At 67.7% G+C, this 24,051-nt stretch carries 22 protein-coding genes; 8 read left to right on the forward strand and 14 right to left on the reverse strand.

Going from position 1 to position 24,051, the window contains the following annotated elements; translation table 11 throughout:
* Window positions 1–31: 31 nt before the first annotated feature.
* Window positions 32–361, reverse strand: coding sequence for a hypothetical protein (locus EGH23_RS05430; protein WP_220578983.1), 330 nt, complete (start codon window positions 359–361; stop codon window positions 32–34).
* A gap of 37 nt (window positions 362–398) precedes the next feature.
* Window positions 399–944 carry a hypothetical protein gene (locus EGH23_RS05435; protein ID WP_220578984.1) on the reverse strand — a complete coding sequence of 182 codons (546 nt, stop codon included), beginning with the start codon at window positions 942–944 and terminating at the stop codon, window positions 399–401.
* A gap of 169 nt (window positions 945–1,113) precedes the next feature.
* On the opposite strand from EGH23_RS05435, the gene EGH23_RS05440 reads away from it, so the two are divergent.
* The gene (locus EGH23_RS05440) at window positions 1,114–1,521 is read left to right on the forward strand and encodes a DUF2237 family protein (RefSeq protein WP_220578985.1); all 408 of its coding nucleotides are present in this window, start codon (window positions 1,114–1,116) and stop codon (window positions 1,519–1,521) included.
* A gap of 38 nt (window positions 1,522–1,559) precedes the next feature.
* A complete protein-coding gene (locus EGH23_RS05445) occupies window positions 1,560–4,376 on the forward strand; it encodes an AAA domain-containing protein (protein ID WP_220578986.1) in 2,817 nt (938 codons plus the stop codon).
* A 333-nt stretch (window positions 4,377–4,709) separates the two neighbouring features.
* Here the strand turns inward: EGH23_RS05445 and EGH23_RS05450 are convergent, their stop codons facing one another.
* The 3 genes from EGH23_RS05450 to EGH23_RS05460 form a co-directional block, all read right to left on the reverse strand.
* On the reverse strand, window positions 4,710–6,329 hold the full coding sequence (locus EGH23_RS05450; protein WP_220578987.1) for a PH domain-containing protein: 1,620 nt from the start codon (window positions 6,327–6,329) through the stop codon (window positions 4,710–4,712).
* Complete coding sequence (locus EGH23_RS05455; RefSeq protein ID WP_220578988.1) at window positions 6,326–6,787, reverse strand: PH domain-containing protein; 462 nt, start codon at window positions 6,785–6,787, stop codon at window positions 6,326–6,328. Before EGH23_RS05455 ends, EGH23_RS05450 begins: the two co-directional genes overlap by 4 nt.
* A gap of 76 nt (window positions 6,788–6,863) precedes the next feature.
* Window positions 6,864–7,553, reverse strand: a complete 690-nt coding sequence (locus EGH23_RS05460) for a helix-turn-helix domain-containing protein (protein ID WP_220578989.1) — start codon at window positions 7,551–7,553, stop codon at window positions 6,864–6,866.
* A 320-nt stretch (window positions 7,554–7,873) separates the two neighbouring features.
* Between EGH23_RS05460 and EGH23_RS05465 the strand changes: the two genes are divergently transcribed.
* Window positions 7,874–8,515, forward strand: a complete 642-nt coding sequence (locus tag EGH23_RS05465; protein WP_220578990.1) for a helix-turn-helix domain-containing protein — start codon at window positions 7,874–7,876, stop codon at window positions 8,513–8,515.
* A gap of 27 nt (window positions 8,516–8,542) precedes the next feature.
* Here EGH23_RS05465 and EGH23_RS05470 read toward each other — a convergent pair whose 3' ends face one another.
* Window positions 8,543–11,281, reverse strand: coding sequence for an ATP-dependent helicase (locus tag EGH23_RS05470; protein WP_220578991.1), 2,739 nt, complete (start codon window positions 11,279–11,281; stop codon window positions 8,543–8,545).
* A 172-nt stretch (window positions 11,282–11,453) separates the two neighbouring features.
* Between EGH23_RS05470 and EGH23_RS05475 the strand changes: the two genes are divergently transcribed.
* Entirely contained in the window at window positions 11,454–12,254 is an 801-nt protein-coding gene (locus EGH23_RS05475) for an ArsR/SmtB family transcription factor (protein ID WP_220578992.1), read from the forward strand.
* Between the two features lie 324 nt (window positions 12,255–12,578).
* Window positions 12,579–13,340, forward strand: coding sequence for an MBL fold metallo-hydrolase (locus tag EGH23_RS05480; protein WP_220578993.1), 762 nt, complete (start codon window positions 12,579–12,581; stop codon window positions 13,338–13,340).
* Window positions 13,341–13,366: 26 nt separating this feature from the next.
* Here EGH23_RS05480 and EGH23_RS05485 read toward each other — a convergent pair whose 3' ends face one another.
* The 7 genes from EGH23_RS05485 to EGH23_RS05515 all read right to left on the reverse strand — a co-directional run bounded on the left by EGH23_RS05485 (window position 13,367) and on the right by EGH23_RS05515 (window position 21,602).
* Window positions 13,367–14,524: a sensor histidine kinase gene (locus tag EGH23_RS05485; RefSeq protein WP_220578994.1), complete on the reverse strand. Its 1,158-nt coding sequence runs from the start codon at window positions 14,522–14,524 to the stop codon at window positions 13,367–13,369.
* A 134-nt stretch (window positions 14,525–14,658) separates the two neighbouring features.
* On the reverse strand, window positions 14,659–15,726 hold the full coding sequence (locus EGH23_RS05490) for an mRNA surveillance protein pelota (RefSeq protein WP_220578995.1): 1,068 nt from the start codon (window positions 15,724–15,726) through the stop codon (window positions 14,659–14,661).
* A gap of 39 nt (window positions 15,727–15,765) precedes the next feature.
* On the reverse strand, window positions 15,766–16,500 hold the full coding sequence (locus tag EGH23_RS05495) for a DUF4013 domain-containing protein (protein ID WP_220578996.1): 735 nt from the start codon (window positions 16,498–16,500) through the stop codon (window positions 15,766–15,768).
* Window positions 16,501–16,728: 228 nt separating this feature from the next.
* Window positions 16,729–17,430, reverse strand: coding sequence for a DUF4013 domain-containing protein (locus EGH23_RS05500; protein ID WP_220578997.1), 702 nt, complete (start codon window positions 17,428–17,430; stop codon window positions 16,729–16,731).
* A gap of 139 nt (window positions 17,431–17,569) precedes the next feature.
* Entirely contained in the window at window positions 17,570–19,729 is a 2,160-nt protein-coding gene (gene rqcH / locus EGH23_RS05505) for a ribosome rescue protein RqcH (protein ID WP_220578998.1), read from the reverse strand.
* A 62-nt stretch (window positions 19,730–19,791) separates the two neighbouring features.
* Window positions 19,792–20,826, reverse strand: a complete 1,035-nt coding sequence (locus EGH23_RS05510) for an NAD(P)/FAD-dependent oxidoreductase (RefSeq protein WP_220578999.1) — start codon at window positions 20,824–20,826, stop codon at window positions 19,792–19,794.
* Window positions 20,827–20,891: 65 nt separating this feature from the next.
* Window positions 20,892–21,602, reverse strand: coding sequence for an MBL fold metallo-hydrolase (locus EGH23_RS05515; RefSeq protein ID WP_220579000.1), 711 nt, complete (start codon window positions 21,600–21,602; stop codon window positions 20,892–20,894).
* A gap of 182 nt (window positions 21,603–21,784) precedes the next feature.
* Here EGH23_RS05515 and EGH23_RS05520 point away from each other — a divergent pair, with 182 nt between their 5' ends.
* Window positions 21,785–22,612 (forward strand): hypothetical protein, encoded by an 828-nt coding sequence (locus EGH23_RS05520; protein WP_220579001.1) that lies wholly within the window; start codon window positions 21,785–21,787, stop codon window positions 22,610–22,612.
* 9 nt (window positions 22,613–22,621) lie between these two features.
* Here the strand turns inward: EGH23_RS05520 and EGH23_RS05525 are convergent, their stop codons facing one another.
* Window positions 22,622–23,083, reverse strand: coding sequence for an SRPBCC family protein (locus tag EGH23_RS05525; RefSeq protein WP_220579002.1), 462 nt, complete (start codon window positions 23,081–23,083; stop codon window positions 22,622–22,624).
* 60 nt (window positions 23,084–23,143) lie between these two features.
* Here EGH23_RS05525 and EGH23_RS05530 point away from each other — a divergent pair, with 60 nt between their 5' ends.
* Window positions 23,144–23,518 (forward strand): DUF7994 family protein, encoded by a 375-nt coding sequence (locus EGH23_RS05530; RefSeq protein WP_220579003.1) that lies wholly within the window; start codon window positions 23,144–23,146, stop codon window positions 23,516–23,518.
* A gap of 138 nt (window positions 23,519–23,656) precedes the next feature.
* Window positions 23,657–24,034 carry a hypothetical protein gene (locus EGH23_RS05535; RefSeq protein WP_220579004.1) on the forward strand — a complete coding sequence of 126 codons (378 nt, stop codon included), beginning with the start codon at window positions 23,657–23,659 and terminating at the stop codon, window positions 24,032–24,034.
* Window positions 24,035–24,051: the final 17 nt, after the last annotated feature.

A 24,051-nucleotide genomic window follows, 5' to 3' on the forward strand; every position in this document is an offset into this window, starting at 1 on the left:
CGCCCTGACGCCCCCGCTCGCGGTTCGGGCCTCACCGGCCGTCGCCGTCGGTTCGGGCGGGCTGTTCCTCGCCGTCGTCGTCCTCGCGAGCGCGTCGGCGCTTGGTTCGCGTTCCGGGTTTCGGTCCCCGTTCGCGGCTGTCGTCGTAGGGGGTCTCGGCGATGCTGTCGGGGAACGTGAACTCGGCGAGGACGCCGCCGACGACGGTCGCGCCGACGCCGATCCCGAGGACCATCGGCAGTCCCGCGCCGCCGTAGAGCGTGACCAGCGCCATCGACCCCCCGACCAGCAGGGCGAACCCGAGCTTCAACTGCTTGAGGAAGCGCTTGCGGTCGGCCGCGGTGATGGACGGGCCGACCATCAGGCCCCACCTGCGTCGGTACCGCGTGTCGCGGTCATCAGTAGAACCCCCTGTCCACGTCTTCCTCGATGACGTCCTCGAACTCCGCATCGAGCAGTTCCTCGGCCTCTTCGAAGGTATCGGTCAGGTCGTCCATCCGGTCGGGTCGCTCGTACTGGTCGAACTCCATCGGGCCGTAGGCGGGCGAATCGACCGCGTCCATGATGTCTTCGAGCATCGCTCTGGGCGTCGTCGGCGCGTCGGCGTGCGTCTCCAGGACCGTCTCTAAGTTCTGGGCCTTCTCCTCGGCGTCGCTCTCGTCTTCGGGAGCCTGCTGGACGCCGAAGAGACCCGACCCCTCCTCGGGGAACAGCGGGTCGACGTCCTCGTCGATGCGCCGGGCGACCCGCGATCCGACCCCCTGTACCTCGAAGGGGTTCTTCGCGTAGGTCTTGAGTTGGTAGACGCCCGCGCTCGGGTGGCCGACGTAGAGGTCCTCGCCGATCCCGCTCGCGCGGTCGCCTCCGACCGCCCGCCAGCCGCCGGGGTCGGCACCGCTGTCCATCACGTCCCCGATGATGTCCTGCCAGTCACGAACGCGCATTGTCGTCCGGACGTTGGCGACGGGTCAGAATGAAGGCATCGGTCCGTGCCAATCGTTGGCGGTGTGGGCGGTGCCCGACGGTGTTCGGGGCGCCCATCGACTCCAATCGCCGGATAACTCCCGGAGTCCCGTACAGAATTCCTTTAAACCGACACCCGTAATCGAGGGTATGGAGAGCGAATCGAACGTGCGGGGCGAGGAACTGGAGCCCTGCGGAACGGACCCGATGACCGGGGCCATGCGGGACGGCTACTGCTACCCGCTCCAGCGAGACCCGGGTCGCCACGAGATCTGTGCGGTGATGACCGAGGAGTTCCTCCAGTACAGCAAGGGACAGGGGAACGACCTCGTCACGCCCCGCCCCGACCTCGACTTTCCGGGCCTGGAACCGGGCGATCACTGGTGCGTCTGCGTCCCGCGGTGGATGGAGGCCGAGTCGGACGACCGCGCGCCGCCGGTCGTCCTCGAAGCGACCAGCGAGGACGTCCTAGAGGACGTCCCGCTCTCGACGCTCGAAGCGCACGAACACGACGGCGGCGACGTCCAGAGCCCGGCGTCGAGCGGCCGGTCCGACTGACCGACAGCGTTTTTCCCGCCCCGAACGTGGACAGTCGCGTGCAACTGCGCGGCGTCGTGGTGGGAGTCGAGGAGCCGAAGACCGTGAGCACGCAGTACGGCGAGAGCGACCTCTGTGAGGTGACGCTCCGTCCCGAACGCGGGGCCGGCGAGCCGACGACGGTCACGCTGTGGGGGAAGTGGACCGAGACGGCCGACTACCTCGAAGCCGGGATGGAACTGGCCGTCTACGACCCCGACGAGCGCCAGTATCGGGGCGAGACGCAGTACTCCGTCGGGGGCGACTCGGCTATCGTGGTCGAACCGGACTTCCTCGTGGACGTGACCGACGTCCGCGCGTGGGTGCAGTGCCCCCGGATGTACTACCTCCGGAAACTCGACGGTGCAGACCTCGCTTACCCGCTCGTCAAGGGGACCGTCGTCCACGAGGTGTTCGGGGATTTACTCCGGGGCCGCGACGTGGAGACGGCGATCGACGAGCAGATCGAGCAGGCGGGGCTGGACATCGGCCTGTTGGGTCGGGAGGCCGACGAGGTGGCCGGCGACGTCCGCGACCACGCGAAGGCCATCGAGGGGTGGCTGAATCAGGGGACGCTGACCGACTCTGACGGAGCGGCGACCGCCGCTGACGGCTCGGATCGGGACTTCAGTCCCGCGGAGAGCGACTGGCGCTCCGAGATGACGCTCATCTCCGAGCGTTTCGGCATGAAGGGGCGGGCCGACGCCGTCCGCCGGGGGACGCCCGTCGAGCTCAAGACGGGGAAGAACACCAAGCGCGAGCCCCGGTTTCAGGACAAGATTCAGGCGACGGCCTACGCCCTGATGCTCGGCGAGCGCGCGGCGAACTCGCTCGCCGCGAGCGACGTGATGGCCAGCGACGGCGGCGCCCAGAGCCCCCTGGAGGCCGCTCCCGATACGGGGACGCTCCTCTATACGAAGAACGCCGCAGTCGACCGCAACGAGGAGAGCGGCGACCTCTCGCCGGCCAAGGAGTTCTCCATCGGCTCGGGCCTGCTGCAGTACGTGATTCGGACCCGCAACGAGATCGCCGCGATGGAGTACGACACCGGCGTCCCGACGGGGTACGAGGCCAACGCCAAGTGCGAGTACTGCTTCGAGCAGGACACCTGTATGGCGGTCTCGGGCCGCCTCGACCAGGAGTCGAAGGCCGGGCAGGTCGGCGTCGCCATCCCCGAGGACGAGCGCGAGTACTTCGAGCGCTTCTACGACGCCATCGAGGCCGAACGCCGCGCGGTCCACCGCGAGTACGCCAAGCTCTGGGAGCAGACGCCCGAGGAGCGGGCCGACGACGACCGCGCGCTGGTGGACCTCGAACCCGCCGGCCGCGCGGAACTCGACGGCGGCCGCTGGGAACTGCGCGCGAAGGGGACCGGAGCCGTCTCGAAGATTCGAGAGGGCAACCTCGTGCTGGCCAGCGACGGCGACCCGGTGACGGGAGACGCGGAACTCGCGCGAGTCGAGAGAATAGGCGAGGCGCGAAGCACCTCGGAAAACGCGAACGGTGAAGCCGTGAGCGGCGAGGAGATAGTAGTGACGGCGGACGAGCCGCTCGACCTGCGCCGCCTCGACGTCTACCCCTCCGAACTGACGACCGACCGCCTCCAGAACGCGCTCCACGACGCCCTACTTACGCAAGCCCCGGAACGGAAGGACGTGCTGTTCGGGCGGCGGGACCCCGAATTCTCCGCGGTCGAGGAGACGTTCATCGACAACAACCCCGCCCAGGACGAGGCGGTCAGACTGGCGGTCGGGGCCGAGGACTTCGCGCTGGTCCACGGGCCGCCCGGCACGGGGAAGACCTACACCTTGGCGCGGATGTTGCGGGCCCTGGTCGAACGCGGCGACCGGATCCTGCTGTCGGCGTTCACGAACCGGGCGGTGGACAACGCCATCGAGGCCCTAGAGGAACAGGGATTCACCGACATCGTGCGGGTCGGCACCGAGAGCGGCGTCCGAGAGGACATGCAGAAGTACAGGTTAGAGCAGTCCGGCGATCCCGGCGAGTGCGCGGGGACGCTCCGAAACGCGCAGGTCGTCGCCGCGACGACGGCCACCTGCGGCGGGACGGCCCTACAGAGCCAGTCGTTCGACGTGGCCGTCGTCGACGAGGCAGGGCAGTTGACCGAGCCCGGGACGCTGGCGGCGACGACGCTCGCCGACCGGTTCGTCCTCGTCGGCGACCACCAGCAGCTCCCGCCGGTCGTCCAGTCCGAGGACGAGACGCTCTCGCGGTCGCTGTTCCAGCGCCTCATCGAAGCCTCGCCCGAGGCGGGCGTGATGCTGGACCGTCAGTACCGGATGGCCCAGCACATACAGGCCTTCGCCTCCCGGGAGTTCTACGACGGGCAGTTGCGCCCGGCGACCGGCGAGGTGGCGGCCCAGCGCATCGACGATCTGCCGGGCGTCTCGCTGGACGCGCTCCCGGCGAACCTCCGCGACCGCGTCGCCTTCGTCGACCCCGACGGCTCGCAGGTCGGCAACACGAATCCGAGAGAAGCGGACGCCGTCGCCGAGGTGGTAGCGGCCTACCGCGGAGCCGGCGTCCCGGCCGACGACATCGGCGTCATCGCGCCGTTCCGCGCGCAGGTGGCGGAGCTCGACCGCCGTCTCCCGGACGTGGCCGTCGACACCGTCGACCGCTTTCAGGGGTCGAGCAAGGAGGTCATCGTCGTCTCCTTCGTCGCGACCGGCTCGCTCGACGGCCCGATTTTCGAGGACTACCGACGCATCAACGTGGCGCTCACGCGGGCGAAGAAATCGCTGGTCCTCGTCGGGGACGAGGCGGCGCTGTCGGCCGACGACGTGTATCGCCGGATGGTCGAGTGGGCCCGGTAGCCGCGCGTTGCTGGTGCGTTTATGCAAGGTGTAATTTTAGGTACGTACACCGCATACGTAGGTGTACGATGAACTGTCCCGAGTGTGATTTCCCGCTGGCAGTCGAACAGGAGCTATCAGAGGAGACTGTCTTCTCCTGCCGGAGCTGCGGGGCGGAACACGTCGAGTGAACCGGCGCGCCCGGCACACGGATACCCGTCCGTAGACCCGATAGGCAGCCGCCGGTATGGTCGGCGGATCTATCCGACGGATCGACCGTCGAGGCCGCCGCGGCGAGACGAGCTCCCGCACGGGCTGGCACTTTCTCACCGCCGTTCCGACGCGCTCTCGACGCTACTGATCGACCGATCCGCCGGTCGTCGCCCCCGCGTCGCGCTTTCTCGCAAGCAAATCGGCGTACAGCCGCGAGCGGAGCGTGTCGCGGAGTTCGTTCGCTCTGTCGTCGTCCACGTCGTAGGCCGCCGCCGACCCGCCGAAGACGCTCGCCGTGCTCGCGGTGTCGGCGGTCACGGTTGCGAGGTGGCGTCGGCGCTGGAACGGCGAGCGACCGACGAAGACCGTCTGGATGCGATAGTACGGCGCGACGCGAGTGGTCCGTCGCCAGAATCCCGCCCGCGTCGCCAGTACGTCGTCGTCCAGCGCGAACCCGCGATGTCGCCACCTGAGGTGTGCGGCCGGCGGAACGAGCGCGAGGAGACCGAGCAACGCCCACCAGTAGCCGGTTTCGAGAACGAACCGGTCGACGGCGTACCCGGCGACGGTCAGGACGCCGACGGCGACGGCGAACCGGATCGCGTACCGCCGCCGGGCGCGCGTCGGCGGGCGCTCGAACGACAGGTCGCCGAACGGTTCGACGTCGCGGGCGAGTTCGTACACCGTCTCCCGCGGGGCCATCGGCACGGCGACGCCCTGCGAGGACTGGTCGTTTCCGCCGCTGTACCCCGCCGTCTCGACGACGAGCGTCGCGTAGCCGAACCGTCGCATCAGGACGTTCTCCCTGATCGTGACGGTCTGGACCTTCGAGAGCGGAATCGTCCCGCTGTAGCGCCGGAGCAGCCCCCGCTGATAGCGCAGGTCGTCGCCCTCCCGGAACAGGCGGAAGTCGTGGTACTCCACGACGGTCAGGACGACGCTGACGACGAGCGCGGTCAGCAGGAACTCCGCGAGCGTGAGGGCGGCGAGCGCGACCAGCCGCGGCGGGCCGAACGTCTCCAGTATCGACAGCGACGGCGCGGCGTCGCTCCCGAGGACGGCGAGGTTGAACCGGAACACCGCGGCCACGAGGTCGCCGCCCAGCGGGAGCCCGGCGAGCGTGAGCGCCGGCGCGGCCGGCCGCACGGAGACGACGGCGTAGGTCAACAGGTCTCGCGGCGTGAACGCGAACAGCTCCTCCGTCGGTTCGTCGGCCCGAGCCGCGGTCCGCTCGGCGTCGCTGCCCGTCGGCGTCCCCGATTCGTCGGCGGCGGGCGCGGCCGCACCCCCCGGCTCGGCCGCCGAATCGTCGCGCTCCTCGTCGCGCCGGTCGCGGCGTTGGACGAGGCGACGGAGCCGGTCGGCCTCCCCCTCGTCGACGGCGTCGAGCGTCGCCTCGGTCGTACTGCCGCCGGCCGTCTCGAAGGCCACGACCGAGAGACCGAGCAGTCGGTTCACCACGCCCTGTTTGACGTCGACGTTCTGTATCCGCCCGAGCGGGATCTCGCGGGACTGCCGGGCGAAGACGCCGGACTCGACGGCGAGCGTATCGCCCTCGATCTCGTACCGGAATCGGTAGTACCGCGCCAGCGCGAACGCGGCGGCGACCACCGCGCCCGCCGGCGCGAGCAGGGGGATCGTCCACGCCGGGAAGTCCGCCGCGCCGGCGAGTGCGGTGCCGACGAAGAACGCGAAGAAGGCACCCTGTATCGCCGCGACGACGGTCCGCCGGACGGCGCTCAGCGGGTGGAGCCGCCTCATACGGCGTCGGTCGCCTCGCTCTCGATGGCGAGGTCCCGAAGCCGCTCGCGTAGTTCGGTCGCCCGCTCGGGTCGGAGGCCCGGGACCGTGATGTCGGCACCACGGGAGCCGGCGGTGTAGACGACGACGCTGGCGAGACCCGCGGTCCGCTCGATCGGCCCGCGGGTCGTATCGACGTGCTGGACCCTGACGTACGGGACGGACGTATCGGTGCGAGTCAGGACGCCGCGGACGAGAAACAGCGCGTCGTCCTGCAACTCGAAGCGCCATATCCGATGGGCGAGCACCGCGTGGACGGCCCCGAGCGAGACCAGGAGTCCCCAGAGAACGACGACTGCGGTGAGCGGAAGCGAGACGGCGAACCGGTTCACGAGGACGGCGATGCCCGCCAGTACGGAGACGCTGAGGGCGGTTCGTCCGGCCCACAGCAGCCTCACTCGCGGGTGCAACGACTCCATATACGTACCCCGTGGGCCGAGGTGCCGTTAACAGTTGCCGTAACGTTCGGCCCGGTGCCCGTCGGCGAGTCGCCCTTTAGTCGCTTTCGAGGGCGCTCGGCGACTGGGTCTCCTGTTCGGGGAAACCGACGAGGAGCGTGTCTTCGATGAGGGCTTCGGTCCCGCGGCGGAGGCACTCCGAGACCGCTTGGTGGGAGACGCCCAGCTCGTCGGCCAACTCCTCTAAGTTGATGGCCCGAGGGACCTCGAAGTACCCGCGCCTGACCGCCGTCACGAGCGCCTCGTACTGCTCCGTCGTCAGGCCGTAGCGGCCCGAGGGGTCGCCCTCCATCTCTCGGATCGCGTCGACGGTGAACTCCAGTTCGTGCTCGATACAGAACTCCCTCGTCTCAGAGAGGTGGTCCCGCGACGGGTAGAGCATCCGGAGGTGCCACTGTTCCTCCGTTCCGAAGGCGTTCAGGATGGTCGCCTGTCCGTTCGTCAACATCTGGAGGAGGAGCCCGACCTGCTCGATCCAGTGCATCCGATAGAGCAGCTCGTCGTCGAAGTCCGCCAACAGCTCTGCGTCGTCGATCGTCGGGTCGTCCGCGCAGGCGCTTTCGAACTCCTCTACGCCGGTGTTTCGGACCCACAGGAGCGGCATCACGACCTTCTCGCCGCTCTTGACGATGCGTTCGGCTTCGACTTCGAGCGTCGAGAGCGCCGCGAAAGTCTCGGCCAGTGCGACCTCCGTGGCCGGGACGGTGGCTCTGACTATCGTGGGCACTACTTCTCACCTCGTCGTGTCGTCTCGTTCGACTCTGCTCTCGTTCGAACGGGGAGCGCCACGGTGCCACAGAATCCCCGTGGCGAACTCCGCGGGACGGCTACCCGCTGTTCGGCAAATCCGGTTCGGCTACCTTTCGTGCGTGAACGATCGGCTATATATTGCATGTTGATAGGATATGCCCTCGTTTTTCACGGCCTATAGAGTTCGATATTATCTATGCAGGAGCTCAGTAAGTATTTTGCTCTCACATGTAACAGTGACTTTGTCTCCCGACCCGGGGGGTATAAACGGCCGCCTCCGAGAGTTGCCCACACCAGATGGTCGTTATCTCAGACATAACAGTCCCGTCGGAGGACTTCGCGCTCGGGAACTTACTCGACGAGTATCCGGACATCGACATCGAGATCGAGCGAATCGTCCCCCTCAAGGACGGGGTGATGCCGCTCGTCTGGGTCGCGAACGCGCCACTGGCGGAGGTAGAGGAGACGATCAGAGCGGATTCGCTGACGAGAGACGTCCGCGTCGTCACCGACGCCGACGAGCGCTCGCTGTTCGAGATCCGGTGGAGCTCGGAGATCAACGGCCTCGTGCAGTCGATGAGGGCGAACGACGTCCAGGTGCTGACCGCCGACGGCGACGAGGACGAGTGGGAGTTCCGCCTGCAGTTCCTGTCCCGCTCGGACCTCACCTCGTTTCGAGAGCAGTGCGACGCGAACGACGTGGACATCCGTCTCCAACGCCTCTACAACCCGTCGATCGCCGACGAGGACGGGGAGCTGACCGGCGCGCAGACGGAGTGCGTCATGGCGGCGCTCGACATGGGCTACTGGAGCGTCCCGCGGGAACACACGCTCGGCGAGGTGGCCGACCGCGTCGGCATCAGCACGAACGCGGCCTCCCAACGGTTGCGGCGCGGATTGGAGAAACTCGTCGAGCGGGAGGTCACCCGCGGGACGTGAGCCGTCGGACCGGCGCTGGGGCGCTTCTCAGTCGTCGATCGCCACGGCGCCGTCGCCGTCGATCTCGTCGAGGACCCGCTCGTGGAACGCTTCGAGGACGGCCGACTCGTCCTCCGCGAGCACCACGTCGCTCGCCAGCAGCGTCGCCAATCCGAACGCCCGCGGCGTCGGGGAGTCGACCCGTATCGTGGCCACGTCGACGGCCCCGCGCTCGATGTCGCGCAGGACGTCCTCGATGCCGGCGACGTTGAGCTTGTCCTCCAGAATCTCCCGATAGGTCTCCTCGACGACGGCGAAGTCGCCGAGGTCCTCGGCGAACCCGAGCAGCATCTCGGAGGAGACCTGCTGCTGGCTGGCGGACTTCTCGTAACCCTTGTAGCGTTTGAGTATCATCAGCGAGCGCGTGGCGTTGATGCGGAAGTACCGCTGGAGGAGGTCCGTCCCGTCGAGGCTGGCCCGCAGGTTCGCTCGGGCCTCGCTCGGGTCGAGGTCCTCGATGACCCGCCGGATGTCCACCTTGCGGTTCAGCGGCATCGAGAGGGTGAAGCCGTTGTCGGCGACGGCCACCTGCACGTTGGCGTTCGCCGCCTGCGCCATCTGGTAGGCCAGCAGTCGGGAGAAGCCGTCGTTGAACCGCCGGCCGTAGTTGGAGTGGACGTGGTAGTGACGCTCGTACTCGTCGTGGTCGAGCACCGTCTCGACGACGAGTCGGTCGTCCGTGGCGACGCTCTCGCTGCCGGCGTAGGCGACCTGCTGGCCGAACATCCGAGCGATTGCCCTGACGCTGTTCTCGTCTAAGGGCATCTCCCGCAGCCAGTTGCGGACTTCCGACATCCCGCCGCGTTCGAGCCTGTCGAGGAGGTCACGCTGGAACGTGAGTATCTCCCGCCCGAGGTCGTAGGAGAGGGGCAGTCGCTCGGAGAACCACGAGGGGACCGTCGGTCGGGCGCTCGTCGGGTCGACGTACACCTTCGAGCCGCGCCGGTAGCGGTACTCGTAGTTCGCGCCGCCGAGGACGAACACGTCGCCCTGCTCTAAGGTATCGAGGTACGACTCGTCCAGTTGGCCCACCCACTCGCCGCTCGACCGGGTCTTCACGTCGCAGGTGAACGAGTCCGGGATCGTGCCGATGTTCGTCATGTAGATGACCCGGGCGAGGCGGCCGCGCTTGCCCATGAGCGGTTCGCCCACGTCGTACTCGTCGTAGTGGTACTCGCCGTCCGGCGGGTCGTTCGCGTCGCGCCAGACCTTCGCGTAGACGTTCTTCTCCTCCATTCCCGGGTAGTCGGCGGTCATGTACCGCATGAGCTGTTCCCACTCGTCGTCGCCGTAGTCCCGGTAGGGGTACGCTCGCCCGAGGATACCGCGGATCTCGCGCTCGGGACGGACCCGATTGATGGCCATGCCGTAGACCTGCTGCGTCGCCACGTCCTGTGCGTTCTCGGGGATGAACACCCGGTCGACGAACCCCTCCTCGGCCTTCTTGAGCATCACCGCGCACTCGACGAGTTCGTCCCGGTCGAGCGCGACGACGCGGCCCTCGACCGTCTGGCCGAGCTGGTGGCCCGCCCGCCCGATGCGCTGGAGCAGCGACGCGACGGATTTGGGCGAGCCGACCTGCACCACGAGGTCGATGTGGGGCATGTCGATGCCCAGTTCCAGGCTCGTCGAGGTGGTGACGACGTCGAGCGTCCCCGCCTTCAGCGCCTCCTCGATCTCGTGGCGCTTCTCCTTCGAGAGCGAGCCGTGGTGACACCCGGAGTTGCCCTCGTCGTAGGCATCGAACTTCTCGCGGAGGTTCTGGAGCACTCGCTCGGCCCCCGAGCGGGTGTTCGTGAATATCAGCGTGTTCGTGTGGCTCTGGACGTGGTCGTGCAGCTGCCGGTAGAACCGGTCGGTCACGACGCCGCTCGGCGTGTCGATGAGGTCGTCGGTCGGACAGGAGAGCTCCACGTCGAAGTCACGGGAGAAGCGCGTGTCGACGATCTCGTAGGGGCGAGAGTCGCCGCCGGGCTCCTCGCGGCCGACGAGGAACTCGGCGACGGTGGAGAGCGGCTCGACGGTGGCCGAGCAGCCGATCCGCGTCGGCGACCCCTCGGCCATCGCCTCCAGCCGTTCGAGCGACACCGAGAGGTGGGTCCCGCGCTTGTTCTCCGCGAGGCTGTGGATCTCGTCGACGACGACGTACTCCACCGTCTCCAGTTTCTCCCTGAACTTCGGGGAGTTGAGCAGGATGGCGAGGGTTTCGGGCGTCGTGTTGAGGATGTGCGGCGTCGTCTCCAACATCGCCTGGCGCTCGCTGTCGCTCGTGTCGCCGTGGCGGATGGCGTGGCGGATCTCCACGTCCTCGCCCCGCTCGTCGAGTTTCGCCGTGACGTCGGCGAGCGGGACCTCTAAGTTCCGATGGATGTCGTTGGCCAGCGACTTCAGCGGCGAGACGTACAGGCAGTAGACGGAGTTGTCGAGTTCGTCCTCGCGGGCCTTCCCGAACAGTTCGTTGATGATGCCGGTGAAGGAGGCGAGCGTTTTGCCGCTTCCCGTCGGCGCACAGATGAGCGCGTTCTCCCCCTCGTGGATGAGCGGCACGGCCTCCTTCTGCGGCGGCGTGAAGAAGCCGCCGTTGCCGGGCACGAACTCCCCGAACTGCTCGACCCACCACTCCTGGACGACCGGGTCGAGCAGTTCCAGCACGTCCGCGTCGTCGATGGCGACGGACTCCGGATCGAACGCCGGGGCCGTCGTCGCGAGTCGCTCTCGTCCTCCCATCGTGGCCTCTCGTCTGGAGGAGGGGCCGCGCGGTCAAGTGGGTTCCGGCACCGTCGGCCCGTGGGTCGGTTCACCCCGCTCGTATAGCGTCGGGTTACCGCGCCGGGTCGACACTCAAATCTCGGTCGGAGTCTCCCGGAGATTCATTACGCTGGGGCTCACTGAGTCGGTTATGTCCTTGCTGCCCTCGCGTGGTCCCGACGCGAGTGCGTCGCAGGACGGGGAACTCCAACTCGTCGGTGTCGACGAAGACGTCTCCGCTGTCCTCGACGCGCTCTCCTCCGAGACGGCCCGGGAAATCCTCAACGCGGTCTACGAGGAACCGGGAACGCCCTCCGAACTGGCCGATCGCCTCGGGATGTCTATCCAGAAGGTGTCCTACCACCTCGAAAAGCTCGAAGACGAGGAGCTCATCGCCGTCGCCGGTACCCAGTACTCGGAGAAGGGTCAGGAGATGAAGGTCTTCGAACCGCCGGAGGACCCACTGGTGCTGTTCGTCGGCACGCAGGACCGCAAGCGTTCCTTACGGTCGCTTCTCACGCGTCTGGTCCCCGTCGTGGGCCTGCTCACCGCCGCCAGCGTCCTCGTCCAGATCCTGCTCGGCAACGTCCCGATCCCCTTCGGGATGTCCGCCTCGGGCGGGGCCGACGGCGGCGACGCCGGGTCGGCCGGCGGCGCGGCGAGTCAGGGGACGGCGACGCCGGCACCGGCGGCCGACACGCCGGCCCCGACCGAAAGCGGCGACGGCGGCGGGTTCAGCATCGCGGAGGCGACGCCGACGCCGAGCCGGGGGGCGGAAGCGACCGAACGGGCGACCGAGGCCCCGGAGGTGGTCGCACAGGGCACCGAAGCCGTCGCGACCGCCGCCGGGGGCGGGGCGGCCGAGATCGCGCCGGGACTGGCGTTCTTCCTGGGTGGCCTGCTGGTCGTCGCCGTCGTCACGGCGATGTGGGTCTACGGCAACTACCGATAGTCGAACCGCGCGCAGTGCGGCGGTTTTCGGTCGTTCAAAACGCGTTTTGAGTCTCAGATGCACTTTTTATATCCCCCGTGGAAGCGTAGAATGCGCCGTCACGGGACGCATCGGTCTGCCGCTGGCCGCCCCGCCGGGTGGCATCTCCGCTGTCGGACCCTACCAGTCCCCGTCGGCGGCCATCGGCCTGCCCGCTTCGTCGCTGACGCGGCCCTGAGCGGTCCCCTCCCCCTCCCCCTCCCCTTCCCCGCCCTCCATCGCGGTCCGCCCGGTCCCCGCTGACGCGACATCACTTCCTTTGCGCTCCGACCCGACGGGTCGGGTATGCGACTCACGTTCCTCGGGACCGGCAGCGCCATGCCGACCGGCACGCGCGCCCAGTCCGGGTATCTCCTCGAATCGGGGTCCGACGCGCTCCTGATCGACTGCGGCAGCGGCGTCCTCTCCGCGCTCGCCCGCACCGACCGGGGCTACGAAGGCGTCGATACCGTGCTGCTGACCCACCACCACCTCGACCACGTCTCCGATCTCGACGTGCTGATGAAGGCTCGCTGGCTGGCCGGCGAGACTGACCTGACGATCGCCGGCCCGCCCGGGACCGAGTCGCTCGTCCGCGATCTCCTCTCGGTTCACGAGTACATGCAGAATCGACTGGACCTGACGCTGCGCGATATCGAGTCCGAGTCGTTCTCGCTATCGGGGTTCGACGGCGAGCGATTCGAGACGCGCCACTCGATGCGATGTTTTGCCTATCGGCTCGGAGCCGAGGACGGCGGGCCGACCATCGCGTTCAGCGGCGACTCGGAGGCGTTCACCGACCTCGTCGAGTTCGCCGACGGGGCGGCCGTCCTCGTCCACGACTGTTCGTTCCCCGACGACGTCGACGTCTCGAACCATCCGACGCCGTCGTCGCTGGGCGACGCGCTCGCGGCGGCCGACACCGACGTGGGGAGGGTCTATCTGACGCATCTCTATCCGCACACGGAGGGGCGACACGACGAGATGCTGGAATCGGTCGGCGACCGCTACGAGGGCGACGTTCGCTTCGCGGAGGACGGCCTCTCCATCACCATCGACGAGTTCTGAACGGCGAGCCGGCGGCCCGCCGCAGATCAGACTCGCTTGAGCGTGACCCGGAACTCGGCACCGCCGTACTCGCTCTCGCCGACGGTGACGTCGCCGCCGTAGGACTCGGTCAGCGCCCGAACGAAGCCGAGGCCGAATCCGCTCCCGTCGCTCTCCGGGCCTTTCGCCCCCATCTCGAAGATCTCCTCGCGGAGGTGTTCGGGGACGCCCACGCCGTCGTCGGCGAACCGAACGACGATCTCGTCGGACCCGGACTCCTCGACGCTGATGACCACGTACACGTCGCCCTCGTTGTGGACGGCGGCGTTCGAGACGAGGTTCGTGAACACGGAGTCGAGGAGTTCACCGGCGAAGACCCGGTACTCGAAGGCCGACCGATCGAAGTCGACGGTCAGCGAGTCGTAGTTCGCCCCGACTTCCGTGACGGTCTTATCGAGTATCGACCCGAGCGGGCGCGGTTCGGGTTCGTCTTGCTGTTCGAGCGTCGAGACGAGCGAGCCGACGCGCTCGATGAGGTCGGCGGAACTGCGGGCGGCCCGCTGGATCTTGCCGGCGTACTCCTCGGTCTGACCCTCGACTTCCGTCGCGACGTCGTCGGCGAACCCGGCGATGACCTGCAAGTCGTTACCGAGGTCGTGACGCAGGAGGCGGTCGTACATCTCTATCATCTCCTTGCGCGTCTCTAAGTCCTGCCTGGCTCGTTCGAGTCGCTCGCGCGAGCGGATGTTGCTGATCGCCGTCGCGGCGTGAGAGGCCAGAATCTCCAGCGGTCGGCTGTGTTCCTCTCCGAAGGAACTCACGGTGGTCGAGCGGGTGACGAGTACCGCCGTCACGTCCCCGCCAACCTGTGCGGGGACGGCGAGCGTCGCCGTCACGTCCGAATCGGGCGTCATACCCGCCTCTTCGTCGGTCGCGACGACCGTCTCGCCGTCGTCGAACGCCCGCCGAGCGACGGCGCTCGGTTGGTCGCCCTGCGTCAGTCGAGGGTTCGTGCTGTGGACGACGCGCGGTTCGCCGTCCCGGACTTCGACGAACGTCGAATACGAAAACTGAAAGAGGAGCGACATCGCCTCTAACGTGAGCGAGACGACTTCCTCGACGCTCTCACAGCGGTTGAGCGCCTGGCCGTACTTGTTCAGGTCGGCCACTTGCCTCGCGAAGTCCGGTTGTTCCTCGAATGACATCGACTAGTTCCCCACGACGTGATTGTAAGCGAGAGGAGAGGGTAATAAAAAACCGTTTCGGGCGATTACAAGAAACGATACTCCGGAAACGTCGGGCGACAGTCGGCTGTACGGTTGGTTTTCGCTGCCGAGACTCAGTCGAGTCTGTACCGGAGCAGCGCGGCGATCCCGCCGAGGTTCGCCAGTTGCTGGCCGGGGGCGAACTCCGCCGAGAAGACGGTCACGTCGCCGCCTTTCTGCTCGCTCGTCTCGATGATATCGTCGACGTCGATATCCCAGTCGCCCTCGCCGGCCCGTTCCAACCGGAGGCGTTCGTCCAGCACGAGCAGCGTCTCGATCGCGCCGAAGTCGGCGGCCTTCGCGACTTCCTGGGGACCGTAGGCGACCTCGCTCCCCTCGCCGATGCGGGTCATGAGCTCGTCGATGAGATCCGCCTCTTCCGCGATGCGGGTCTGCTGTTGGACGTCCTCGACGGCCCCGCGTTTGAGCACCTCGTGGACGCCGCGGTCGCCGACGCTCGCGGTGTCGACGACGGTTATCTGCTCGGCGACGTCCGGAATCTCCTCCTCGAAGTGATCCAGCGCGTCCTGTTTCGTGAAGCCGGGACCGGCGAGGATGTAGGCGTCCACGTCCTGCCGCTTCAGCACTTTCGCGAGTTCCCCGAACAGTTCGTCGCGGGGCCGAGCGTACTCGCCTTTCCCCGTCGTCGAGGTGATGACGGCCCGCTCCTCGGTGCCGTACTGGGCGACGGTGTGGACGTGCGCTTCGCCCTCCTCGACGGTCGCGATGGCCACGTCGGGGTTCTCGGTGGCTTCGACGGCCTCTTCCAGCCGGTCGTTCTGGTCGGGTTTCCAGCGCTTCTCGACGGTCAGTTCGGTGTGTTCCTCGACGTTGATGGTGTGGTGAAAGCCCAGTTGGTCCTCGCGGGAGCACTCGACGATCTCGCCGCCGACCCGGAGGCGGTTGGCGAACTTCGCGAACTCGACGTCCGTGACCTCGATGGCCAGCCACATGGGCTCGCGCTCCCCGCCGGAGTCCCGGAGGTTGTCGTCGTTGCGCTGGATGCGCCGCGTGGTGTCACCGGAGACCCGGTCGCCGGGTTCGATGACGTACGAGAGGTGCCAGAGGTCGTCGAGCGTCTCGGGGACCACCTCGACGCGTTCCCGACCCTCGCCGGTGGCTTCCCGGCTCTTGATCTGCATGTCTCCCCCTCGGCCCGCCGGTCACAAGTGCCCTGCTATTCACACTGCGGGCTGGCTCGCGGTGGACTCCTCGTCGGTTTCGGCCGTCAGTCCGAGTTCCGAGACGCCCACGCCGATGGCGTACGCGCTGGCGACGGAGCCGTAGAACAGGACGAACGGCACGAGAAGCGCGCCGAGACCCGTCGCGCCCACCGCGCCGGCGACGACCTGTGCGAGGAAACCGACGACGACGGCGACGAGCCACCCGGTCGCGTAGCGGCGGTCACCGCCGACCGTCCGCAGGTGCGACGGCGAGAACGCCGCACCGAAGCGACCGGTCCGGGCGAACGCGGCGACGCCCGCCGGCGCGAGGTAGGCCGCGGCCAGCAACAGCAGGAACGACGCCGACAGCGCGAGCAGGGCCAGCAGTAGGCCGCCGACGGCGAGTAGTCCGGAGCGCGGGCCGACGGCACCGGCGGCGCTCCCCTCGACGACGATCACGGGAAAGAGGAACAGCCCGCCGACGAACGCGATAGCCACCGTCGGGACCAGCAGGTACACGAGCGAGATGACGAACGCGACGACGCCGTCGACGAGCAGTTCGCCCCAGTCGTCGAACACCGGCGGCCGCTCGGGCTCGCCCGCGGCCACCTGCCGGATGACCCGGACGAGGTAGCCGTAGACGAACAAGAGCGGGACGAACAGGAACCCGAGCAGGCTCAACAGCCCGCCGACGAGTAGCGTCTCGCCCTTCTTCTCGCCGTTCCACGGGAATCTGAGTGCGTCTTCTAACATGGGTTATCACCGTCACCGCCAGCGTCGCTCTGACCCGAAAACGGTCGGCAGTGACCCGCTGTGGCAGTAACAGTACGTATTTCGTCCGCCAAGGGGATAAACACCCACTGAGAGGAAGTCGCACGTCGCATACCGGGTACTGACTACGTGCGTCAGGATGGATAACTTGTGATGAGAACTCGCTCGTCCCTTACGCCCCGAAAAAATCCGACGAGTGCGTTCGTCCGCTCAGGCCACGGGTTGTCCGGTGGGCGCGTCGGGACCGTCCTCGACGGCGGGCATCTCCCGGACCGCCGAGCCGATGGCGTGAACCCCCGCGACGTTCGCGTAGAACACGACGAAGGGGACGAGCACCGCGCCGACGACGACGGCGTTGAGCGCGCCGACGACGACGCTGGCGAGGAGGCTGATACCGAGGGCGACGAGCCACCCGGTCGCGTAGGTGCGGCTGAAGGCCAGCTGTCGAATCTCACGGGGCGAGAACGCCGCGCCGAGGCTGTCGGTACGGACCCAGGCCACGATGGCGGCGGGGATTACGTACGCGATGGCCAGCGAGACGACGGTCACGAGGAGCGCGGTGAGCAGGAAGATGAGGCCGACGACCAGTCCGCTCCCGGTTCCGTTCCCCCCGATGCCGAGGGTGAGTCCGCCCGCGAACACCGCCACCGCGACGACGGCGACGGGGAGCAGCGAGTAGGCGAACCCGATGGCGAACGCCTTCAGGCCGTCTACGAGCAGCTCGCCCCACTCGTCGAACTCCGGCGGCTCCTCGACGCCGCCCAGAATTGACCGCAGGGACCGGACGACGTACCCCATCACGAGGAACGTCGGAACGAGCAGGACGCTAAAGACGAGCAGTAACCCGCCGATGACGACGTTCTTCAGGGCGCTGTCGCTGTTTCGCGGATAGTTTATGGCTTCTTGAAACATTGTGGTCTCCTGATACGACTTCGAGGCCTCCCTTTCAGCACGAGCCTCCGCCGGTATCTATTCGTATAATACGACCAACAAGTATATAAACGTGCGTGAGCCGTGCTACTCCTCGACCGGCAGTAGAAGTAGTGACGCGCTACTCCTCGACCATCCGGCTCCCGCCGGGCGGCAGGAACTCCTGAATCCGGTCGGGGCTGGCGACCTTCCGAACGAACGTCTCGTCGGCGAAGCGAGACTTGAACTCCCGGTAGAGCATCTTGGCGATGTCGTTCTGGGCGTACTGGCCCGGTTCGACGGTGATGCTCGTCGCCGCCTGCGGGCGGATCGCCGCCGGCGGGCCGCCGACGACGCGCGTCTCGTCCTCGCAGGTGATGCCGACGGCGACGCTCGCTTCCGTGTCCTCGAAGTAGGTCCGGTCGCCTCGCACCGCGAACCCGCCCTTCTCCAGGTACTCGCCGCTCTCCGGCGTCTTCGACACCTGGTCGGGGTCGACCATGTAGACGTCGCCGGCGAAGCGGCCGTCCTTCCAGACCGAGGAATAGGAAACCGCGAACTGCGCGGCTTCGTCGAGCGAGGACTGCGGGAACTCGACCTCCTTCGCGGGTTCGCTCGGTCCGGTGGCCTTGAGGACGGTGACCGGGCCGCCGTGGGCCTGCGCGTGGAAGAACTTATCACCCCGTTCGAGGTACTTCTGGACCAGTTCCTCGTTGTCGTCGGCGTCCCGGCCGCCGATGACGAGGTAGCCGTCGGAGGTGTGGAACCAGCGGAACTGCTCGTACCACTGCTCGGTCGAGCGGACGGGAATCGAGGGTTCGTTCAGCCAGTCGGTCGGTTCGTCGTCCTCGTCCTCGTCGTCGCTCTCGGCCTCGGTCTCGGTGTCCTCGGCCTCCCACTGCTCGCGGCGCTCTTGAACGGCCTCTAGGTCCTCGCGGGTGTCCTCGATGGCCGCCAGCGCGCCCTCCTTCTTGCCCTCGATGCGTTTGGCCTCCTTGTACAGCTCGTCGGCGTTCTTCTCGACGCCGGTGTGGGCGTCCACCGTGACCCGCGTCCCGTCGATGTCGAGCGTCACGGTCCCCTCGGTGCCGTCGACGCCGACGACGGCCTCCGCGGCCGGGATCCCCTGCTCGGCCCCCTCCTCGAACGTCGCTTCGATCTCGGCCCACGGTACGTCCTCGGCCCGAGCGCCCTGCACCGTCGAGAGTACCTCGTCGACGAGGTCGTAGTTCGCGTAGAGGAGTTCCGCCTTCTCGCGTTCGGCCTCGGCGTCGGCCTCGAAGTCCTCGATGGCCTCCTCCTGTTGCTGGATTATGTGCTCGTACTTCGAGACCTCGGCCTCGAAATCCGGCCGTTGAGGTTCGCCGCCCTCGACCTGTTCCTCCCGCTGGAAGTTGAAGAAGTAGTCGTCCAGCGCGTCGTTGAACGACTCGAAGCGTTCGCTGTAGAGGTGGTCGTACTCGACGAGCGGGATCGGCGTCACGTCGACGCGGCGGCGGTTCGCTTCGCCGTCGCCGGCGTCGGCGTCGCCGGAGTCCCCATCCTCGGTCGATTCGTAGTACACGCGCGGGTCGAGGTCCCCCTCGCGCAGTTGCGTCGCGAGCTCCGAGACGACTTCGTACAGTCGCTCTAACTGCTCGTCGGTCAGATCCTCGACGGGGAGGTTGTACTCGATGTCGGCCCGCGAACAGAGTTCCTCGCCGTAGAGACCGCCGAAGTTCAACTGCGTGGCGAGGGTGCGGACGACGTCGGCGTCGGACTCGCGGATGCGCGCGGCGAACCCCTCGTAGTCGACCGTGAGCGGGTTGAACCGCGCCGAGGGGAACTCGTAGGGCGTCCCCGGCGCGACGGTGCGCGACTTGAGTCGAACGGTGTCCAGACAGTCGATGACCTCGCCGTGTTCGTCCAGCACGGCGACGTTACCGTCGCCGAACAGCTCCGCGACGATGGTGGTCGAGGCGTCCTCGCGGTCGAACTCCAGTTCGAGGATGCGGTCGAACTCGAACTGCTCGACGCGGGCGAGGTCCGCCCCCGACAGGCGGTTCCGGAGCATCATGGCGAAGTCCGGCGGGCGGCCCGGCGCGTCCGGAACGTGTTCGGTCGCGGCGACGTGAGCGCGCTTGACGTCGCCCAACTCGATGATGAACTCGACGCGGCCGCGGTCGAAATCCCGCATCTTCAGTCTGACCACGTCGTCGTCGTCGTAGAGGTAGGCCTTGTCGAGCTTGGCCCCGATATAGTCGGAGAGTTCGCTCTCGAGCGCCGCGAGGTCGGCGCTCGTCAGTTCCCGCTTTTCGTCCATGTCGATGGCTGTCGGCGGCGACGCAAAGGCCTGTCGGGACCGCTCGAACGCGATGGCCGGCCTCAGAGCGTGTCCGCGATGGCCTCGCCGGTGTCAAGTCCGTTCCGCAGCGCCGCGTGCAGACGCGACTCCCCGGCCACCCAGTCGCCGGCGAAGAAGAGGTCGTGGTCTCTCGCCGTCGCGATCTCGTCGTGGTCGACGGTCGCCTCCGACTGGGAGTACCGCCAGTGCTGGTGGTCGGTCCAGTCGGGGTCGGTCAGTCGGTCGTCGTCCAAGAGGTGCGCCGTCCGCCGGGCGATGCGTTCGACGAGGGCGTCCGGCCGCTCGTCGTAGTTGGCGACCGACCAGCCCTCGTTCATCTGGACCAACAGCAGCGACTCGCCGTCGGGGACGTGGCCCGATTTGCACTCCTCGCGAGCGACCCAGCCGACGTCGTGGTCCTTGTCGGTGTTGACGGCGGCGTACCACGGCACGTCGAGTTCGAAGGGGTAGTGCAGGACGCCCGCGACGGCGGTCCGGTAGGGGACCGACGCGACGGTCTGTCGAATCGAGCGGCGGTCGTCGTGGCTCCACTCTGCCTGCCCGAGGATGTCCGCCGTCTGCGGGGCCGGCGGCGTCAGCAAGACGCCGTCGTACCGGCCGAAGTCGGTCCCCTCGTCGTCGTAGATGCGCCAGCCGTCACCGACCCGCTCCAGCGTCTCGACGGTGACCTCGTTGCGGACGTTCGCCTCCGTCTCGGCGAACAACCGTTTGGCGAGCTGCGTGATGCCCGCCTCGTAGGTCCACTTGTGTTCGTCGGCCTCTTTCCCCTCGCGAATCTCGCCGTCGCGCTCGAAGGCGTAGATCGGGTCGTCGACGTCGACGAGGCCGTCGGTGGGCAGTTCGTCGGTCACCAGTTCGGTGACGCGGTCGTCGGCGTCCTTGAGGTAGTTCGCGCCGTACTCGTAGACGCAGTCGTCCCTGCGACGAGTGGCCGCGCGGCCGCAGACGCCGCGGCTCTTCTCGAGGACCGTCACCTCGACCGATGCGTCACGGAGTGCGTACGTCGCCGCGGCACCGGCCGCACCGGCACCGACGACCGCCAGCGTCGCCGTCATGCCTAGAGGGTGGGCCGGACCGAGTAAATAACTCACCCAAGCGGCGGCGAGCCGCCGGCCCGCACTCAGACGCTTTCGGCGAGTGCCCGGAGCGCGTCTGACCCGCCCGAGAGGAGCGGGTCGCCGTGGCCCATCGCCGCCACGTCGAAGGCGGGGATCCGCGACGCGAGACCGCGCACGCTCTCGCGCAGACGGTCCATGTCGTAGGAGTCCCCCCAGAACGGCGTGGTCAGCGCCCCCTCTTCCCCCCAGACCAAGTCGCCGAGAAACGCCGTCGACGCGGCTTCGTGGTAATAGACGAGGTGCCCGGGATTGTGCCCGGGCGTGTGATAGGCCGTAAAGCCCGCGACGGTGTCGCCCTCCGAGAGCGGTCGCCAGTCCACGTCGGGGAGCCGCGATAGCTGTCTGCTCGCCCGGTGGAACAGCCCCTTGTGGTGGAGCAGCCCCGGGTCCGCGCTCCCGTCGAGGAGGGACAGGTCCTCCCGTCCGATGTACACCGGCCCGTCGAACTCGGGGACGAGGCGATTCAGACCGCCGACGTGGTCGAGGTCGTAGTGCGTCACCAGCACCCGGTCGATATCCGCGGGGCCGTGCCCCGTTCCGTCGAGCTCGTCGACTATCGTCGGTTCGTTCCACCAGAGTCCCGTATCTACGAGCGTCAGGCCGTTCTCGACGCCGTCGAACACCGACCCGTCGACGAGATACGCGTTCGACATGAACGGCGGAACGAGCCCCAGTTCGAGCAGCCACACCCCCTCTCGGAGTCGCCGTACCATACCCTACTGTGGGGCCGAACCCGGAAAACGACGCTGAATCGCGGTAGTCAATATCACCCGATAGCGGTGATAGTGTGACCGGTTCATCCGGGTTCGAGCGACCGATAAGGGAATCTTATCCTACCGAGCCGAGCGATAAGCACCGATTGTTGATGCCACAGTGACTGTTGAGAACAGAGCACATGACAAGTGACCCGAACGAGCGGGAGTTCTCCCGCCGTGACGTCCTACGAGCGTCCGGCGGCGTCGCCGGCCTCTCGGGAACGGCGCGAATGGGGTGGGGGTCGTCCCTCTTCAGTCAGGACTGTCCCGACGCGACGCGAGAACCGAAGATGATAGACTGCGACTCCGCCACGAAGGCCGGTTGCGCCGACGACCACCCGCGGACGGAGGAGCTCCGCGACGAGGTCGCAGCCACGCTGGACGACGACCTCTCGACGGTGGGTGCGCTCCTCGACGACGGATTCATCCCCTACTTCGACCTGCTCAACGACGGCGACTCCGGCGGCTGGTCCCACTGGCTGAACCCGGCGTACATCAGCGACGACTCGCTGCTCGACGCCGCCCGTCCGGCCTCGATCATGGTGGACAACAAGTGGTGGCGACCGCTCGGCGTGATGTTCATCGCCACGGAGAACGGCGAACCGGTCGACCCGCCGTCGGTGTACGGCGACGACGAGGACGACGAGGAACGCTGCTCGCCGTGGCACCACCACGTCGGCCTGCCGGGTCGCTACGCGTGGTGGAAGTACCAGACGCTCTACGCCGGCGGGGCCGACAGCGGCTTTCGCCTTCCCTGCCGCACGCCCTGCATGATGCACGTCTGGACGTATCCGAACCCGCACGGCGTCTACGCCCACGGTCCGCCGCCCCGAGGCCAGCGCGGCGGTCCGCCCGCCGAACCCGCCGGCTTCGAGACGGAGTACACGCCCGGCGAAGACGTCCTCGGCATCGACGTGGTGGCCGAGGAACTCCTCGAACACGCCGCCGCGGCCTTCACTCGGCGGTGACCGGTTCGGTCAGCTATCGAGGTACTGCTGCCAGTCGCCGCCCTCTGCGAGCCGTTTCAGCGCCTTCGCGTGATAGTCGACCAGCCGTCGGAGTCGCCAGCGAGCGACCGGCGCGCCGAGTCGACCGAACGGCTCGAACGGCATCGAAAACCGCACGTCGTCGCGCATGAGCGTCCCGCCCTCGACTTCCTCGAAGGTGTGCTCGTGCGAGAGCGATCCGAACACGCCCGAGCGTTGGACGTCGCGGAACCGCCGCGGTCGGTCGAACTCGACGACCTCCGCGGCGAGTTCGAACGGGATGCCGAACTGCGGCGCGCGGAACGTAACGCGGTCGCCGGGACCGAGCAGTCCCGTCCCCTCGACGGCCTCCTCGTCGGGCATCGTGGCGACGTGGGCCTCGACGTGCCGCGCGAGGTCGAACACCCGCTCGCGGGGCGCGTCGATTCGCGTCTCTCGCTGGATTCGGGGCATCTGTCGATACTGCGTCTCCCAGCCGCATCGGCTTTCCGACTCCGCCACTCACGCTCTGTCGTGGCGAATCGCACGAACCTGCTCGCGGGCGTGTGCTGTCTGGCCGGGGTCGTCGGTCTCGCGGTGCTCTTCGGCCCGGCCTCGCTCACCGCCGGTCTCGGAGCGGCGACGTTCGCCGGGTTTCTCGCAGCCGCTGGTTTCCTCTTCTTCGCCGCTGCGACGGGGCAGACGACGGCTGTCGGCGGACGCGAGTTCGATCTCCACGACTGCAGCGGCCTCGGCGATATCGCCGTCGGCTGTGCTATCTTCGGCGGACTGACCGGCGGACCGGGCGGTTTAGCGGGCGTCGCCTACACCGCGCTGGTCGGCCTCGGCGGCCTGAGCGCGGTGCTGTTCGGCGTCGTCGGACTGGCCGAGAAGTACGACGGGCCGTGAATTGGCGAAGCTCGCGCTCGGTGCGAGGGATTCGCGTCGAACGCTAGTCGGCCGGGTGTGATCGACGGCGACGACTGCTTCCGCGAGCGCTGAGAGATCGACGGAAAGCAGATAACCCAGGGAGACGAGTCGCGAGTCGTGTCTCTATCGGCGCTGTTCTACGCGGGGTTTCTCGCCCGCCTCGCGCTGTTCGCGGTGGCGTGGCTCTCGATCGGATACTGGTTCTACGCCGATTCCGCCGCTCGCGGTAGCTCCTTCCCCGCGCTCTGGGGGGTCGGGTCGGTCCTCTTCTGGCCCAGCGCCGTCTACTACCTCGTTAGCGTTCGGCGGTCACGCGAACGAGCGAGACCCGTGGCCCGGCGAGAGCGTGTCGCGTGGATGTTCGCGGTGAGCAGTCTCGGCGCGGCCGTCGCCGGAACGACGGTCACGCCGCCGGACCCGCTCTCGGGGACCGCCTTCACGCTGTTCCTGTTCGTCGCCCTGTTCCCGCTCACGTACGGTTACCTTCAGAGATAGACCCGGGTTGACGAGAT

The organism is Haloarcula nitratireducens, assembly GCF_019599505.1.